The organism is Pseudomonas sp. R3-56, assembly GCF_051132075.1.
Lineage (GTDB): Bacteria > Pseudomonadota > Gammaproteobacteria > Pseudomonadales > Pseudomonadaceae > Aquipseudomonas.
In genome coordinates, this window is the sequence record NZ_CP071657.1 from 40,908 (window position 1) to 56,145 (window position 15,238).

Sequence of the window (15,238 nt, forward strand, 5' to 3'; positions counted from 1 at the left end):
GCTCTTGTGGCGAGGGAGCTTGCTCCCGCTCGGCTGCGCAGCAGCCGCAAACCGGCCGATTCGGTCTGCCCGAAGCAATGCAGGGGCCTGCTGCGCAGGCCAGCGGGAGCAAGCTCCCTCGCCACGGGGAGTCGGTGTCAGCCCAGCCAACCCATTCCACATTGAATGAGCGAAACTCCAGGTAGGGCATGGTTAGCTCTGAAAATTCCTACGGTTATTACCAAAAATAATCTGAACTAAACCCGTGAATTGCTACTCAGAGATTCTGAATGGCTGGTGAAGCCCTTCATGCTCCTATGTTGTGTTAAGTGTTGGCAGATATCTGGACCCCGCCCTAGCGGTCCGGAACTTGGACCCCGAACTTCCCCCTCCCCATACGAAGTCCGGGGTTTTTTTTGCCTGCGATTTGGCCTACTCGGCCGCTTCGCTGCCCTTGTCCGCCAATTCCATCCAGTCCGCCAGCACCGTGTAGGCTTCTTCCAGACCCATGCGCTTGGGCGCGGAGAACAGCTGGATGGTGATCGTGTCGCCCCAGCCCTTGCGAATTTCCGATTGCACTTTGAGCAGGGTGTTTTTCGCGGCCCCGTAGGTGAGCTTGTCGGCCTTGGTCAACAGGATGTGCATCGGCATACCGCTGGCAACGGCCCAATCGAGCATCAGCAGGTCGAAGTCGGTCATTGGATGGCGGATGTCCATCATCAGGATCAGACCTTTCAAACTCTCGCGACTGCCCAGATAGGCTTCCAGGTGGCGCTGCCAATGTTGCTTGAGCGGGATCGGCACTTTTGCGTAGCCATAACCGGGCAGGTCGACCAAACGGCGTTCATCGTCTAGCTTGAAGAAGTTCAAGAGTTGCGTGCGGCCCGGGGTTTTCGAGGTGCGTGCGAGGCTGGCATGGGTCAGGGTGTTCAGCGCGCTGGATTTACCGGCATTGGAACGCCCGGCAAAGGCCACTTCGAAGCCTTCGTCGTCAGGGCATTGATCGACTTTGGCGGCGCTGAGCATGAAGGTGGACTGTTGGCACAGGCCGAGGATGGGGTTTTTCAGTTGCATGGGATTTCCGATGTGGGCGGCGTCGGGAATGGACGCGGCAAGCTGTGTCGTTTCCGTTTCAGTGACGCCAGTATATAATGCCGCAGATTTTGTGTGCGCTTTGTCCCAGCGTAGGATGAAGTTCACGGGAGCGACCGACCGAAATTGCGCACTAGAACGCAGCTCGCTCTCAACCCTGAAAAGGTCGTTTTATGACGAAATGGCTGCTAGCTGCCGGTGTCTTGATGCCGCTTTACAGCGCTCAGGCTACACAGGATCCGGAAGCTGTGTACAACCGTGTTTGTGGTGCCTGTCATTCCGGCCAACTACCCACGGCGCCCCGCAAGGGTGACCGCGAAGCCTGGACGCCGAGGTTGGCGAAAGGCATGGGGACGCTGGTGCAACACGTGACCCAGGGTTTCAAGGCGATGCCGCCGCGTGGTTTGTGCATGGACTGCAGTGCCGAGGATTACCAAGCCATCATCCAGTGGATGAGCGAGTAAGCCCGGTCCATAACTCTTAACCCTTAGCCGTAGTTGGATTAGCTGATGAACAAACTGATCGTGAGTCTGCTGTTGACCTTGGGGATATCCGGTGTAGCCCACGCCGCAGGCGATGCTGCCGCAGGCCAGGCGAAAGCCGCCGTGTGCGGGGCCTGCCACGGTCCGGATGGCAACAGCATGGCGCCCAACTTTCCGAAACTGGCGGGCCAGGGCGAGCGTTACCTGGTCAAGCAGTTGAAGGAAATCAAGGACGGCAAGCGTGTCGTGCTGGAAATGACCGGCCTGCTGAACAACCTGAGCGATCAAGACCTGGCGGACATCGCGGCCTACTTCGCCAGCCAGAAAGGCAGCGTCGGCGCCGCTGATCCAAAACTCGTGGCACGGGGCGAGGCGCTGTTCCGTGGCGGCAACCTGGCCAAGGGCCTGCCAGCCTGCACCGGCTGCCATTCGCCTGACGGCAAGGGCAACGCCGCCGCCGGCTTCCCGCATCTGGGTGGCCAGCACGCCCAGTACATCACCAAGCAGCTGACCGATTTCCGCAAGGAAGAAGGCGGTCGTGCCAACGACGGCGACGCGATGACCATGCGCACCATCGCCCGCAAGCTGAGCGACGAAGATATCGCGGCAGTCTCCAGCTACATCCAGGGCCTGCATTGAGGCCGCTGCAGGGGGGAAACCTCTTGCAACGTTAACGCCCGATTAATCTGTCGGTGCAAACATCAAAAGGGTGGCTTTGGCCGCCCTTTTTTGTGGCCGCTGCCGTTACACTAGCGAAACTGAACCCGTGGCGGCCTGTCTGAAAAACACGCCCCGCGAGGCCACCTCATTGTCCAGGAGTAAAGCATGCGTAATCTGATCATCAGCGCCGCGCTCGTCGCCGCCAGCCTGTTCGGCGTGACTGCCCAAGCGGCTGAAAAGCCCGCTGCCCCTTATGTCGAATTGACCAACCCTGTTCCGGTGGCGGTGCCTGGCAAGATCGAGGTCGTGGAGCTGTTCTGGTACGGTTGCCCGCATTGCTATGCCTTTGAGCCGGTCATCAACCCATGGGTTGAAAAGCTGCCTTCGGATGTGAACTTCGTGCGCATCCCGGCTATGTTTGGCGGCCCATGGGACGCCCACGGGCAGATGTTCCTGACCCTCGAATCCATGGGCGTCGAGCACAAGGTTCACGCAGCGGTGTTCGATGCAATCCAGAAACAACACAAAAAATTGACCGACAAGAACGACATGGCCGACTTCCTTGCCACCCAAGGCGTCGACAAGGACAAGTTCCTGGCGACTTTTGACTCCTTCGCTATCAAAGGCCAGATCGTCAAGGCCCGCGAGCTGGCGAAAAAATACGAAATCACCGGCGTACCGACCATGGTCGTCAACGGCAAATACCGCTTTGACATCGGTTCCGCCGGCGGCGCCGAACAAGCGTTGAAACTGGCCGACGATCTGATCGCCAAAGAGCGGGCGGCCACCAAGGCTGCCGCCAACTAAGCGCGGCCCTCGTCGATGGCCCGCTGGAGTACTGAACGCATCGTTGGCCTGCATGAGCCGCGGGTCAATGAGCATCACGTCACGTCCACGGGCCTGCCCGCCGACAATCGCCTGCGGTTGCTCAGCTTCAACATCCAGGTGGGCATCAGCACCGAGCGCTACCGGCACTATCTGACTCGGGGCTGGCAACACTTGCTGCCCCACACCGGGCGAGCCGGCAACCTGCAGAAGATCGGCGACCTGTTGAAGGATTTCGACCTGGTCGCTTTGCAGGAAGCCGACGGCGGCAGCCTGCGCTCCGGCTACGTCAATCAGGTCGAGCATCTTGCCCAGCTGGGCGCGTTTCCTTATTGGTACCAGCAACTCAATCGCAACCTCGGCCGTCTCGGCCAGCACAGCAATGGCGTGCTGAGTCGTCTGCGGCCCTGGGCGATCGAGGATCACCCGTTGCCGGGCCCCAAGGGGCGCGGAGCGATCCTGGCGCGTTTCGGCGAAGGTCCGGAGGCGCTGGTAGTGGTGATGATGCACCTGGCTCTCGGGGCTCGGACCCGAACCATGCAACTGGCCTACATTCGTGAGTTGATTGGCGGCTACAAGCATCAAATCCTGATGGGCGACATGAATACCCATGCCAATGACCTGTTGCAGACCTCACCGCTGCGCGACCTTGGCCTGCTCGCCCCGCAACTGGAAGCCACGTTTCCCAGCTGGCGCCCCCAGCGCTGCCTGGACCATATCCTGCTGAGCCCAACCTTGGCCCTCGAACGGTTCGAAGTGTTGGCCCAGCCTATTTCCGACCACCTGCCGGTCGCGGTCGAAATACGTTTGCCGGGTTCGCTCACGGCCGATGCGTTTCCCGCGCTGAGTCCTGCCCCTAGCGGATCCGATGAATGAGCGACGACGCCGAACGCTGGAGAGAGAAATACCTCAAGAGCATCGAGCAACAGGAAAAGCTTGAGCGTCGCTGGGACGCCCGGCTCGACTTGCTGCGTCGTGGCCTGGTGCGCAGCACCCTGGCCGCCGAAGGCACCGATCGCGCGGTAGACCAGTGCATGAAAGAGATGCGCGAAGTGGTGCGCACCGATGACATGGACGCCGCCCTCGCCGCCCTGCTGCCGCGCCTGGAAAAAGCCGTACTCGATTCCGAGCAGCGCCGCGAGACCCGGGTGGAACAGATGAGCGCCGCGCTGACCGCCCTGGTCGCCCAGTTGCAAAAGCTGCCGCTGCCGAAGGACGTCAGCCGGCCCCTGAAGAAATTTTCCAAGCAACTGGAGACCCGGGTTGGCCAGGCCCGGGAAATCCCGTTGCTGCTCAGCGAGCTGAGCAGCCTGCAGGGCAAGGCGCTGGGCGCGCTGGACACGCCCGACGAGCCGAGCCGTCCGGGCCTGCTGCAACGATTGTTCGGCGGCCATGGCCATGAAGAGCCGCTACCGTCGCCCGAGCCTGCCCAACCCGGCGCCACGCCTGAGCCGAAGGCGGTTATTTCGGCTCCTGCCGAGCCGACAGCCGAAGCGCCCTCCGCTGCACCTGCACCTGTACCTGAACCGCTCGCGGAGCACGCCCCCACAGCGGATGCGCCGCCAGCGCCGGTTGAGTCCCATGCTCCGGTCGACGAGCCTGCCCCGGCGTCCTTGCCAACATCGGTTGCCTCTGTTGCCCAGCCGACCGCCGAGCCCGCACCGATCGACCCTGAGCCCGCCGAACCGGTACCGGCGCTCGACAATCCCGACGAACTGACGCCGGGTGAACCGCCGCTCGACGAGGCACCGATCGCCCCTGCGGAACCCGCCGAACCTGTGGCGCCTGAGGCATCCGCCGATCCCGATGAGGCCCACTACGCCCTGCCCGACTCCCCGGAACCCTCCTACAGTTCGGTCGCCAGGCATATCGAAGACACCTTGCTCGGCCTGCTGGGCGACCTGACGCTGCCCGAGCGCCACCGCCCGCAAGCCGAGGCCATGCGCGAGCGCCTGCGAAACGGCTTGAACTGGTACGAGTTACTGCCGATCCTCGACGATCTGGCGGTCCTCATGCTGGCGATCACTGACAGTGGCCAGCATGAATTCGAAGCGTATCTGCAGCGACTCAACGATCGACTGGAATCATTCCAGAGCACGTTGCAGGCCGCCAGCGAGGACCACGCCGATAACTTGTCCGCCTCCAGGGAAATGAACAACCAGATTCGCGAGCAGGTGGATGGCTTGCAGAGCAGCGTGCAGCAAGCCGACGACCTGGAGGGCCTCAAGCAAGTACTGGAGAATCATCTCGAAGGCCTGATCGGCACGATGGACCAGCATCAGAAGCAGCGTGACCAGCGTGAGAAGGAAGTTTCGGCGCGTCTGAAGAGTCTCGCCGAGCGCGTTGCGCTGATGGAACAGGACGCTCTGATTGTCCGCGAGAACCTGGAAGAGCAACGGCAAAAAGCGCTCATCGATCCGCTCACCGGGCTGCCCAACCGCGCCGCCTGGACCGAGCGTCTCGAACATGAGGTCGAGCAGTGGCAGCGGCACGGCAACAGTCTGTTGATCGCCATGCTCGACCTCGATCATTTCAAGCGGATCAACGACAACTACGGTCATCTGGCCGGTGACCGAGTGCTCAAGCTGATTGCCTCGGTACTGCGCAAGCGCGTGCGCGGCAGTGATTTCATTGCCCGTTTTGGTGGTGAGGAATTTGTCCTGCTGGTGCCCGATACGTCGCTGGCCGCAGGCGCCAAGCTGGCCGAGGCCTTGCGCGCCGCCATCGAAGCCTGTCCGTTCCACTTCAAGGGCGAGCCGGTCACGGTCACGGTATCCATGGGCATGACGGCGTTCAAGCCGGGCGAGCACAGCGATCTGGTGTTGAAAAGAGCCGATCAGGCGCTATATCGGGCTAAAAGCGCGGGACGCAACCGCGTGGAGTTGGGCTAAGGCGCAACTTCCTTTTTGTAATATCCAATTACCGGTCGGATCATTACTGGGCGATACGTTACACTGTTGCATTATTTTCTTCGGGCATGTCCTCGCCATGAAATTTTTCCCGATCATTCTTTCGTTGATTGCCCTGGCCGGATGCGCCAGCGGCCCTCGGCTCGATACCAGCCATCCTTCCGTCAACCACGACAGCCGCATCCAGTTTGTCGTGGTTCATTACACCTCCGCCTCCCTGGAGCGCTCCCTGGCCCTGCTGACCCATGGCGAAGTCAGCGCCCATTACCTGATCGGCGACGATAAGGACGCCACCATCTACCAACTGGTGGATGAAAGCCGGCGCGCCTGGCATGCTGGGGAAAGCGAATGGCAGGGCCGAACCTGGCTCAACTCCAGCTCCATCGGCATCGAAATCGTCAATCAGGGCTATGTCGACACGCCTGAAGGACGGCGCTGGTACCCCTACAGCGAAGCCCAGGTGCAATCGTTGATTGTTCTGCTCAAGGACATCACCCGCCGTAACGGGATCAACCCGGTCAATATCATTGGCCACAGCGACATTGCCCCCATGCGTAAGCTGGATCCCGGGCCGCTGTTTCCCTGGAAACGCCTGGCGCAAGCGGGCCTGGGTGTCTGGCCGGACGAAGGGGCTGTCGCGCGTCAGCAGACGGCTTATGCGGGACAACTGCCCAGCGCCAGCTGGTTCCAGGCTGAACTGGCCCGCCTTGGCTACCCGACGCCACGGACCGGCGAGTGGGACGTCGCCACGCATCAGGTATTGGCCGCCTTCCAGATGCGCTACCGGCCAGGCCGTTTCGACGGCGCGCCGGACGCCCAAAGTGCGGCGATTTTGCAGGTGCTTAACCAGACAAAATAATGACGCTCGTCCGACTGATCGGGCCGAATCCAAAACAGCAGCTATAACTCATTGGTAACTTTCGGATTACCGATGATGACGGCTGCACGCGAAACCCTGCAGAGTTGGCTCCATCGCCCTATTTTTCTGGCGATGATGGCGGCTGCCCTGAGTACGGTGCTGCTGTTGGCCGGGAGCCTGTTTGTAGTGATGCAGCAGATCCAGCAGCGTGAAAGCGAGCAGATGAATGCCCAGGGCGAGCGTTTCCTGCAGCGGCTGGAACAGCTTTTCGGGCAGTTGCGCGAGAGTCTCGACGATTTGCAGGCGCAACCGCTGCGCGGCTGCAACGACGACATGATCGCCACGTTGCAGCAGGTGAGCTTCAACTACCGCTTTGTCTATGAGGCGGCTTATCTCGATGCCAACGGTGTCTGCTCGAATCGACCGCGTCAGAGCGGTATGTCGTTGGTTCGTCCGCCCGATCTGCGCGGCCCGGCCTACAGCTACTGGCTCAACACCACCACCGAGCCCGACGAAAATCGCGCGGCGTTGATGTTGGGGCGCGGCAATTTCCGTGTCGCCACGTCCCGCGGGCACCTGACCGATGTGGTCGACCTGCCGCCCGGCAGCAGCTTGCTGGTGGTCCTGGACCATGGCGAGCGGGCGATTCCGGTGCTGGGCAGCGCGCAGCGTTGGCCTCCGACAGAGCCTTGGCCACTGAAAAGCCAACAGTCTCTGCAAGTGACCCAGACTCGGCTGATCTATCGGATGCCGACCGACAATCCGGAGTACCAATTGGTGCTCATTGCACCGCGCAACGGTCTGCGCATTCCGGCCAATGCCTGGTGGATGTTGCCCATCAGCCTGATGCTGGGGCTGGGGATCGGCTTCCAGGTCTTCCTGCTGGTGCGCCAGCGCCAGTCCATGGATGCCGAGTTGCACGGGGCTATCCGGCGGGGTGAATTGCAGGTCTTGTACCAGCCGATCTTCGATCTGCACAGCCGCAACTGCGTCGGTGCCGAAGCGCTGCTGCGCTGGCGGCGGCCGGACGGCACGCTGACCAGTCCGGACCTGTTCATCCCGATGGCGGAAAATACCGGGCAGATACGCCAGATCACCGATTTCGTCCTGCAGCGGCTGTTCGACCAGTTGGGCCAGCTGTTGCGGGCCAACCCGCACCTGTATATCTCGGTGAACCTGGCGGCGTGTGACGTGATGGTGCCGCGCATCGGCGAGGTGATTGCCCGCTTGCTGGCGCTGCATCGGGTGTCGGCGCGCCAGATAGCCTTTGAAGTGACCGAGCGCGGGCTGGTTGATGTGCTGGTTGCGAGGGATAATTTGCAGTCGCTGCGCGATGTCGGGCATCAGGTGCTGATCGATGACTTCGGCACCGGCTATTGCAGCCTCGCCTATCTGCAAACGCTGCCGGTTGATTGCCTGAAAATCGACAAGGCCTTCATCGATGCGCTGGGTCATGACGCCGCCAGCAGTGGTGTGGCCCCGCACATCATCCGCATGGCCCACGCCCTGGAACTCAAGGTGATCGCCGAAGGCATCGAGCATGAGGCCCAGGCGTCCTACCTGAGCAGTGAAGGCGTGAAGTTCGGCCAGGGCTGGTTGTTCGCCCATGCGCTCAGCGCGGTGCAGCTTATCGAATTGATTACACGCGGGCGGCGCCTGCTTGGACGCCGCCTGGACGACGAAGCCTGATGGCCCCTCAGACGGTCAGGGCCATGTAGAACTGAGTGCCCTGCCCTGGCCTGGAATAAACGCCCATGCGTCCACCATGGAGCTGGACGATTTCCTTGCACAGCGCCAGACCGAGGCCGGCGCCACCCTTCTTGCGCCCGACCTGGACGAAGGGCTCGAAGATCCGTCCTTGCTGGCCGTAGGCAATGCCCTCGCCATTATCTTCAACGCTGATGATCACCCGCTCGCCGTGGCGCCGGGCCTGCAGGCGGATCTGGCCGTCGCCGTTGGTGTGGCGCATCGCGTTGTCGATCAGATTGTCCAGGACCCGGTCCAGTTGCGCGGCATCGGCGTGCAGGCGCGGCAAGGGGCCCTGGATCTCCACGAGCAGTTCGATGCCCTTCTCTTGCGCCTGCTTGGCAAAGCGCATCCTGGCCGTTTCCAGCAGGTCTTCGATGGAGCAAGGCGCCAGGGTGAGCTTTTGCAGGCCATTCTGGTAGCGAGAAAAATTCAGCAGGTCGTTGATCAGCTGCATCAGACGCTGCATTTCTTCGTTGACGGTATTGAGCAGGTCCGCCTCGCGTGAATCTTCAGGAAAATGCATGCGTTCCTGCAGTAGCCCGAACGCCATGTGCATGCCTGTCACCGGTGTGCGCAACTCGTGGGACGCCCGCAAGACAAACTCGCTGCGTACCCGTTCGAAGGCGCGTTGTTCAGTGACGTCGTGCAGGATCATCACCGCGCCGAGAATCTGGCCCTGGGTATGGATGACGGGCGTGAGGCTGTAAGTCAGCACCCGGGACTCTCCATCCACTTCGATGCTCAAGTCGTCCGGTGCGCGCTCCTGGGTGCCACCGCGCAGTACCAGTTGCAGCTCTTCATCCAGCTCGACGCGTCCAAGGGCCTCGCCCAAACCCTGGCCCAGGCGCTCCTCGTCCCAGCCCAGTTGACGCTGGGCCACCGGGTTGAGGTGTTCCAGGCGGCCCTGGCGGTCGATCATCAGCAAGCCGTCGTCGATGCTGTCGAGGACCGCTTGCAGGCGCTGCTGGCCGGCAAGCAATTCGTCCACATTGGTGGCCTGATGTTCCCGTAATGCCTGGGCCATGATGCCGAAGCGACGCGTCAGCAGGTTCAGTTCAGCCGCCGAGGAAACCGGCAAGGTCACTTCGAAATTGCCTTGGCCGATATCATCCGCCGCCGCGGCCAGGGCCTCGATCGGCCCACCGAAACGTCGGGCGATGCCGTGGGCGGTAATGAAACCGATGATCAGCACAGCCAATCCCACCAACCCCAGCAGTCCGGAAATCAGCAACGCACGGGCGCGGGCGCGGTCCTGGGTTTCGCTGATCTTGTTCAGGGCATGGCGGTAGCCTTCGATCAACCCTCCGCGCAGCACGTTGAATTTTTGCGTCAGGTCCTGGATGCCGGTCAGTTGTGTCGGTTGCCGACGAGAGGCCTCGAAGGCCTCGAGGAAACTGAGGTAGTCGGCTTTTGCGCGGCTGAAGCTGGTGGTCGATTCAGCCAGTTGCTGCTCGTGGGCAATACCTTCATCCAGCAACTCGAAATACTGCCGTTTGGATTGTTCCAGCACTGTCAGGTCGGGGTTTTCCTCCAGCATGATCATTAATTGATCACCCAGTGTCTGGCGCAGCTTGAGGCCCAGGTCCAGCAGGAAAAAGTTGTCACGCACCGATTGTTCCTGGGTATTGGCCATCTGCATGACGCTGACCAGGCCGAGCAGCAGCCCCAGCAACGCCACGGTAATCAGTGCCGAGATACTGAGAAACAGCCGTGTGCGCAGCTTCATCGCCAGTTTCATAAGATGGCGCTCATAAGTTGTATTGCTTGCGTTTGCGATACAACGTGGAGGCGTCGATACCCAGGGTCTTTGCCGCCTGGTCCAGCGTGTCGGCGGTGGCCAGCACTGCGCCGATGTGGGCCTTTTCCAACTCGTCGAGGCTCAGCGCCGCGCCGATCCGCGGGGCATTGTTGACCGGTTGCTCGGCCATGCCCAAATGGCTGATTTCGACTTTTTCCTGTGGACAGATGATGCTGGCGCGCTCGACCACGTTGCGCAGTTCGCGGATGTTGCCGGGCCAGCGATAGCCCAGCAGCGCTTCGCGGGCCTCATCGCTGAAACCCCGGGCCGGGCGCGCGTATTCCTTGACGAAGCGCGCCAGGAAGCGATCGGCAAGGGTCAGGATATCTTCGGCCCGCTCGCGCAATGGCGGCAGATGCAGGGTGATCACGTTCAGGCGATACAGCAGGTCCTCGCGAAAACGCCCGTCGCGCACCATGTCCTCGAGGTTGAGGTTGGTCGCCGCGAGAATCCGCACATCGGCCCGGCGAGTGACCGGGTCACCCACTCGCTCGTATTCCTTGTCCTGAATGAAGCGCAACAACTTGGGCTGCAGTGTGAGGGGAAAATCGCCGATCTCGTCGAGAAACAGCGTGCCGCCATCGGCCTGGTTGACGCGCCCAAGGGTACTTTCGCTAGCGCCGGTAAATGCGCCACGGCTGTGGCCGAACAGTTCGCTCTCCATCAGCTCGGTGGTCAGCGATGGGCAGTTGATGGTGACGCAGGATTTTTTCGCGCGTTTGCTCCAGCCATGAATGGCCCGCGCCAACTCGCCTTTACCAGTGCCGGACTCGCCAAGAATAAGGATGTTGGCATCAGTGCTGGCGACCTGGCGGGCGGTTTCCAGCACCACTTTCATTGCTGGGCTGTGGGAGTCGAGCCCATCCTTGGGCTTGCGCACCTCGCCTTCGAGGGCTTCGAGTCGGGCGGACAGCTGGCGCACTTCCAACTGCTTGGCCGTTGCCAGGCGCAGTTGGTCAGGGCTGCACGGCTTGACCAGGTAATCAGCGGCGCCGGCCTGAATCGCGTCGACGGCGGTGTCCACCGCGGAATGCGCGGTAACGATGACGACGCGCATCCATGGCGCCTGGATGCGCATCTGCGCCAACACATCGAGGCCATTGTCCTCACCCAGGCGCAGATCCAGAAAACACAGGTCGAACACCTGGCGCTGCAGCAGGGCATCGGCCTGGGCTGCGCTGTTGGCGGTAGCGACGGTATAGCCTTCGTCTTCCAGGCAATAACGGAAGGTACGCAGGATGGCGGACTCATCGTCTACCAGCAGAATGCGGCCTTGATGCTCAGTGGCGGATTCCATTTTTCCTACGCTCCTTAAAGAATGATGATGATTAGTGTCAGAAAAATCGGGCAAGTTGCATGGTCGATTCTGACTGAATATTACCCATCGAGCGTACGTCTGTGGACCATCGGTTCACAACAAACTGATTTTAAAGCGGTTTTCCCCCGCCTCCGGGCTTCATACGTTTCGGCTCGCTCATTCCGACATCCATTTCCGACTTTCAATTCAAAAAGAATCTTACGCCTCTTCTGTAGGTAGTCGTGCAGAACGCACGACACTTGGCTGGGCCATCGTGCAGGATGCGCCCCGGCTAGTTTTTATTATGTTCATAACTTGTTGATTTTAAAGGTTTTAATGTGCGCTTTATTTCTGGCACGGCGGCTGCAATGTCCTAGTCAACGTGGCGTTTGAGCGCCTCAACCAGATCACCGCTAGGGTGGGGAGGAATTCCAGGATGAATCGTCAACGTGCCGCCCAATTTCGCATCAGCCCCCTGCATATCCAGCAGGGCCTGTGGGCTGTCGTCGCCCTGTTGATTACTCTCGTGGCGGGTCAGCAATTAATGCTCTGGCACGAAAGCCAACAGCCGGAAGCGCCGCTGGTATCGGTTCAACGAGCTCCCCAGACCCATTTCACTTCCGTCAGCAACCTCGCCGATGCAGCCGCTTCGATGCGCATGATGGAAGTTGACCAGGCGCAGACCGCCAACGACATGCCCCGTGAAGAACGCTGGGTCTTCTGACCCGCCGAACCGGCTGTCCGTTGTGTCGGAACCATTACCGCCAGACCCTAACTAAATAGAAAAGTGTAAGGAGAATCATCATGTTGAGCTGGGCAATTACCTTCCTGATCATTGCCATCATTGCTGCCGTACTGGGCTTCGGTGGCATCGCGGGCACCGCCACGGGCATCGCCAAGATTCTCTTTGTCGTGTTCCTGGTCATGTTCATCGCTTCGTTCTTCTTTGGCCGTCGCGGCCGAGGCTGACCATGAATCGGTCATTAAAAGGACTGGCCGCCGCCCTGCTTCTGGGCGGCAGCGCCATGGCAATGGCTGCCAATGATGGACAGATGCGGGTCAACCAAGTGCTTCAGGCGGATCCGCAGTACCGTGAGACCTGGCAGCAAGTGGTCAAAAAGGAGGAGCGTCTGCCGGAGTGGGTCATGAACCTGACCGGTGTTTCCGAGCAGATGAACGCGGTCGAGGAGGACGGCGATAAATATCTGGTCGGACCCTTGTGCGAAACCCAGGATACCTGCCGCAGCAAGCGCCTGTTCGTTGCCTTCAGCTTCGACAAGGACGAGGCCTACGCATTGTTGGTAGAGGTCCCCGCCGGACTGCCGGCCGACAAGTCGCCAACCCGCCATGCGGACTACCGCTTTCTCGGCAACCCCGACGAAGGTATGCAGGAAATGTTGATGGAACAGCTCAAGAAAGATCCGAATTGGTACTGACTTGAAAACAAGGAAGACAGCCATGTCTTTCTTTCTGCGAGGCCCGAGGAGGGCCGTCGCATGACCAGGGGGCTGGGACGTTCTGACCATTGAAGGTCGGAGTGACCTACGGGCACAAGGGGTGCCTGCGAAAGGGCCGGGTCAGGTAAAAAGCTGCGACGCAAGTTCGCAAAGCCACCTTGGCTTTAGCGAACTTGCGGAGAGCTTTAGCTGCTGAGGCTTGTGCCAGAGCGGTTGCCTCCTTGCCGCGAGAGTCCTCGCATGTGTTGCGGCGTATTGCCTCGCCAAATTCCTTCCTCACTGATACCTGACCGTATATCGGAGAGCGCCCATGGCGTTTTCATGATCAAGGCAGGCTCGAGGCGCTGTCCTTTCATCGCCTTCCGCGCAAGCCAGGTTGAGCCCGGCTACGCTGAAATGGCCGGTCCACGGCAGTTATACCCGCATAAATGGCGTCTTCGAACCGATTGGGACGCGCGTTTCATTCGCGTAATCTCATGCCGATTCGGCATAGGGTAGGCGTTTACGGCATTAGACGATCCCCCCTTGCATCGCAATAGTTGCGCCTTTTTTCGCCTGCCAGTGAGCCGTCGTGGCCGCTCGGGGCGACCTTATACGGGGGCAGAGGACACGAATTGCGATCGTCTACGCTGATCGGTTCATGTCACTGCCCGAGTCAAACTGAAGTAAGGGTAATGATATGAAGAAGGCACGACTAAGCCTCGCCTGGCAGATCCTCATCGGTCTGGTGCTCGGGATTGCAATCGGTGCGCTGCTCAACCACTTCAGTGCCGAGAAGGCCTGGTGGATCAGCAATGTGCTGCAACCGGCGGGCGATATCTTTATCCGTCTGATCAAGATGATCGTGATACCGATCGTGATCTCTTCGCTGATCGTCGGTATTGCTGGCGTGGGTGACGCCAAGAAACTGGGGCGCATCGGCTTCAAGACGATTGTCTACTTCGAAATCGTCACTACCATTGCCATCGTCGTTGGCCTGTTGCTGGCCAACTTCTTCCAGCCGGGCAGTGGCATCGACATGAGCACCCTGGGCACGGTGGATATCTCCAAGTACCAGGCCACCGCCGCCGAAGTCCAGCATGAACATGCGTTCATCGAGACCATCCTCAACCTGATTCCGTCGAACATCTTCGCGGCGGTTGCCCGCGGCGAGATGCTGCCGATCATTTTCTTCTCTGTCCTGTTCGGCCTCGGTTTGTCGAGCTTGCAAGCGGATCTGCGCGACCCGCTGGTGAAGATGTTCCAGGGCGTGTCGGAGAGCATGTTCAAGGTCACTCACATGATCATGAATTACGCCCCGATCGGCGTGTTCGCGCTGATCGCGGTGACTGTCGCCAACTTCGGTTTCGCCTCCCTGCTGCCATTGGCGAAACTGGTGATCCTGGTTTACGTCGCCATCGCCTTCTTCGCTTTTGTGGTGCTGGGCCTGATCGCGCGCTTGTTCGGCTTTTCGGTGATCAAGCTGATGCGCATCTTCAAGGATGAGCTGGTGCTGGCTTATTCCACCGCCAGTTCCGAAACCGTGCTGCCGCGCGTTATCGAGAAGATGGAAGCGTACGGCGCGCCGAAAGCCATCTGCAGCTTCGTGGTTCCTACCGGTTACTCGTTCAACCTCGATGGCTCGACGTTGTACCAGAGCATCGCGGCGATTTTCATCGCGCAGTTGTATGGCATCGACCTGTCGATCAGCCAGCAGTTGCTGCTGGTGCTGACCCTGATGGTCACCTCCAAAGGCATCGCCGGCGTGCCGGGCGTCTCCTTCGTGGTTCTGCTGGCGACACTGGGCAGCGTGGGTATTCCGCTGGAAGGCCTGGCGTTCATTGCCGGCGTCGACCGTATCATGGACATGGCCCGTACCGCGCTGAACGTCATCGGCAACGCCTTGGCCGTGCTGGTCATCTCCCGCTGGGAAGGCATGTATGACGATGCCAAGGGCCAGCGCTACTGGAACTCCCTGCCGCACTGGCGCAGCAAGGAGCCGCTGCCGGCGGGGGAAACTTCCAGCCGTTGATTACTGAAAATCAAATGTGGAAGTTTGGGCCAGCAGCAACGCTGCCTGAACAACCACGGTCATTGTGGGAGCGAGCTTGCTCGCGATAGCGTCAGTTCAGTCAAAATTAAGTTGCTTGAC

Annotated in this window: 14 protein-coding genes; 11 read left to right on the plus strand and 3 right to left on the minus strand. The window is 60.4% G+C overall.

Annotated elements, in window-relative coordinates; genetic code table 11:
- Window positions 1-411 precede the first annotated feature (411 nt).
- On the minus strand, window positions 412-1,053 hold the full coding sequence (yihA, locus tag J3P96_RS00190; RefSeq protein WP_025211089.1) for a ribosome biogenesis GTP-binding protein YihA/YsxC: 642 nt from the start codon (window positions 1,051-1,053) through the stop codon (window positions 412-414).
- A gap of 191 nt (window positions 1,054-1,244) precedes the next feature.
- Between yihA and J3P96_RS00195 the strand changes: the two genes are divergently transcribed.
- From J3P96_RS00195 to J3P96_RS00225, 7 genes are all read left to right on the plus strand, one after another.
- On the plus strand, window positions 1,245-1,535 hold the full coding sequence (locus J3P96_RS00195) for a c-type cytochrome (protein ID WP_030138991.1): 291 nt from the start codon (window positions 1,245-1,247) through the stop codon (window positions 1,533-1,535).
- Between the two features lie 45 nt (window positions 1,536-1,580).
- Entirely contained in the window at window positions 1,581-2,192 is a 612-nt protein-coding gene (locus J3P96_RS00200; protein WP_305497775.1) for a c-type cytochrome, read from the plus strand.
- Between the two features lie 186 nt (window positions 2,193-2,378).
- Window positions 2,379-3,020, plus strand: coding sequence for a thiol:disulfide interchange protein DsbA (dsbA, locus tag J3P96_RS00205; protein ID WP_434654560.1), 642 nt, complete (start codon window positions 2,379-2,381; stop codon window positions 3,018-3,020).
- Between the two features lie 15 nt (window positions 3,021-3,035).
- Window positions 3,036-3,914: an endonuclease/exonuclease/phosphatase family protein gene (locus J3P96_RS00210; RefSeq protein ID WP_434654563.1), complete on the plus strand. Its 879-nt coding sequence runs from the start codon at window positions 3,036-3,038 to the stop codon at window positions 3,912-3,914.
- Complete coding sequence (locus J3P96_RS00215) at window positions 3,911-5,929, plus strand: diguanylate cyclase (protein ID WP_434654565.1); 2,019 nt, start codon at window positions 3,911-3,913, stop codon at window positions 5,927-5,929. Before J3P96_RS00210 ends, J3P96_RS00215 begins: the two co-directional genes overlap by 4 nt.
- Before the next feature lie 97 nt (window positions 5,930-6,026).
- Entirely contained in the window at window positions 6,027-6,806 is a 780-nt protein-coding gene (locus tag J3P96_RS00220) for an N-acetylmuramoyl-L-alanine amidase (protein ID WP_434654568.1), read from the plus strand.
- Window positions 6,807-6,881: 75 nt separating this feature from the next.
- The gene (locus J3P96_RS00225) at window positions 6,882-8,495 is read left to right on the plus strand and encodes an EAL domain-containing protein (protein WP_434658363.1); all 1,614 of its coding nucleotides are present in this window, start codon (window positions 6,882-6,884) and stop codon (window positions 8,493-8,495) included.
- A 7-nt stretch (window positions 8,496-8,502) separates the two neighbouring features.
- Here the strand turns inward: J3P96_RS00225 and J3P96_RS00230 are convergent, their stop codons facing one another.
- Window positions 8,503-10,293, minus strand: coding sequence for an ATP-binding protein (locus tag J3P96_RS00230; protein ID WP_434654569.1), 1,791 nt, complete (start codon window positions 10,291-10,293; stop codon window positions 8,503-8,505).
- 10 nt (window positions 10,294-10,303) lie between these two features.
- Window positions 10,304-11,650, minus strand: coding sequence for a sigma-54-dependent response regulator transcription factor AlgB (gene algB, locus J3P96_RS00235; RefSeq protein ID WP_305497782.1), 1,347 nt, complete (start codon window positions 11,648-11,650; stop codon window positions 10,304-10,306).
- A 436-nt stretch (window positions 11,651-12,086) separates the two neighbouring features.
- On the opposite strand from algB, the gene J3P96_RS00240 reads away from it, so the two are divergent.
- From J3P96_RS00240 to gltP, 4 genes are all read left to right on the plus strand, one after another.
- The gene (locus J3P96_RS00240; RefSeq protein WP_434654572.1) at window positions 12,087-12,374 is read left to right on the plus strand and encodes a hypothetical protein; all 288 of its coding nucleotides are present in this window, start codon (window positions 12,087-12,089) and stop codon (window positions 12,372-12,374) included.
- Window positions 12,375-12,454: 80 nt separating this feature from the next.
- Window positions 12,455-12,619 carry a DUF1328 domain-containing protein gene (locus tag J3P96_RS00245; protein WP_003177151.1) on the plus strand — a complete coding sequence of 55 codons (165 nt, stop codon included), beginning with the start codon at window positions 12,455-12,457 and terminating at the stop codon, window positions 12,617-12,619.
- A 2-nt stretch (window positions 12,620-12,621) separates the two neighbouring features.
- Window positions 12,622-13,086, plus strand: a complete 465-nt coding sequence (locus J3P96_RS00250; protein WP_434602322.1) for an inhibitor of vertebrate lysozyme family protein — start codon at window positions 12,622-12,624, stop codon at window positions 13,084-13,086.
- Between the two features lie 700 nt (window positions 13,087-13,786).
- On the plus strand, window positions 13,787-15,118 hold the full coding sequence (gene gltP / locus J3P96_RS00255; protein ID WP_434654574.1) for a glutamate/aspartate:proton symporter GltP: 1,332 nt from the start codon (window positions 13,787-13,789) through the stop codon (window positions 15,116-15,118).
- The last annotated feature ends 120 nt before the right edge of the window (window positions 15,119-15,238 follow it).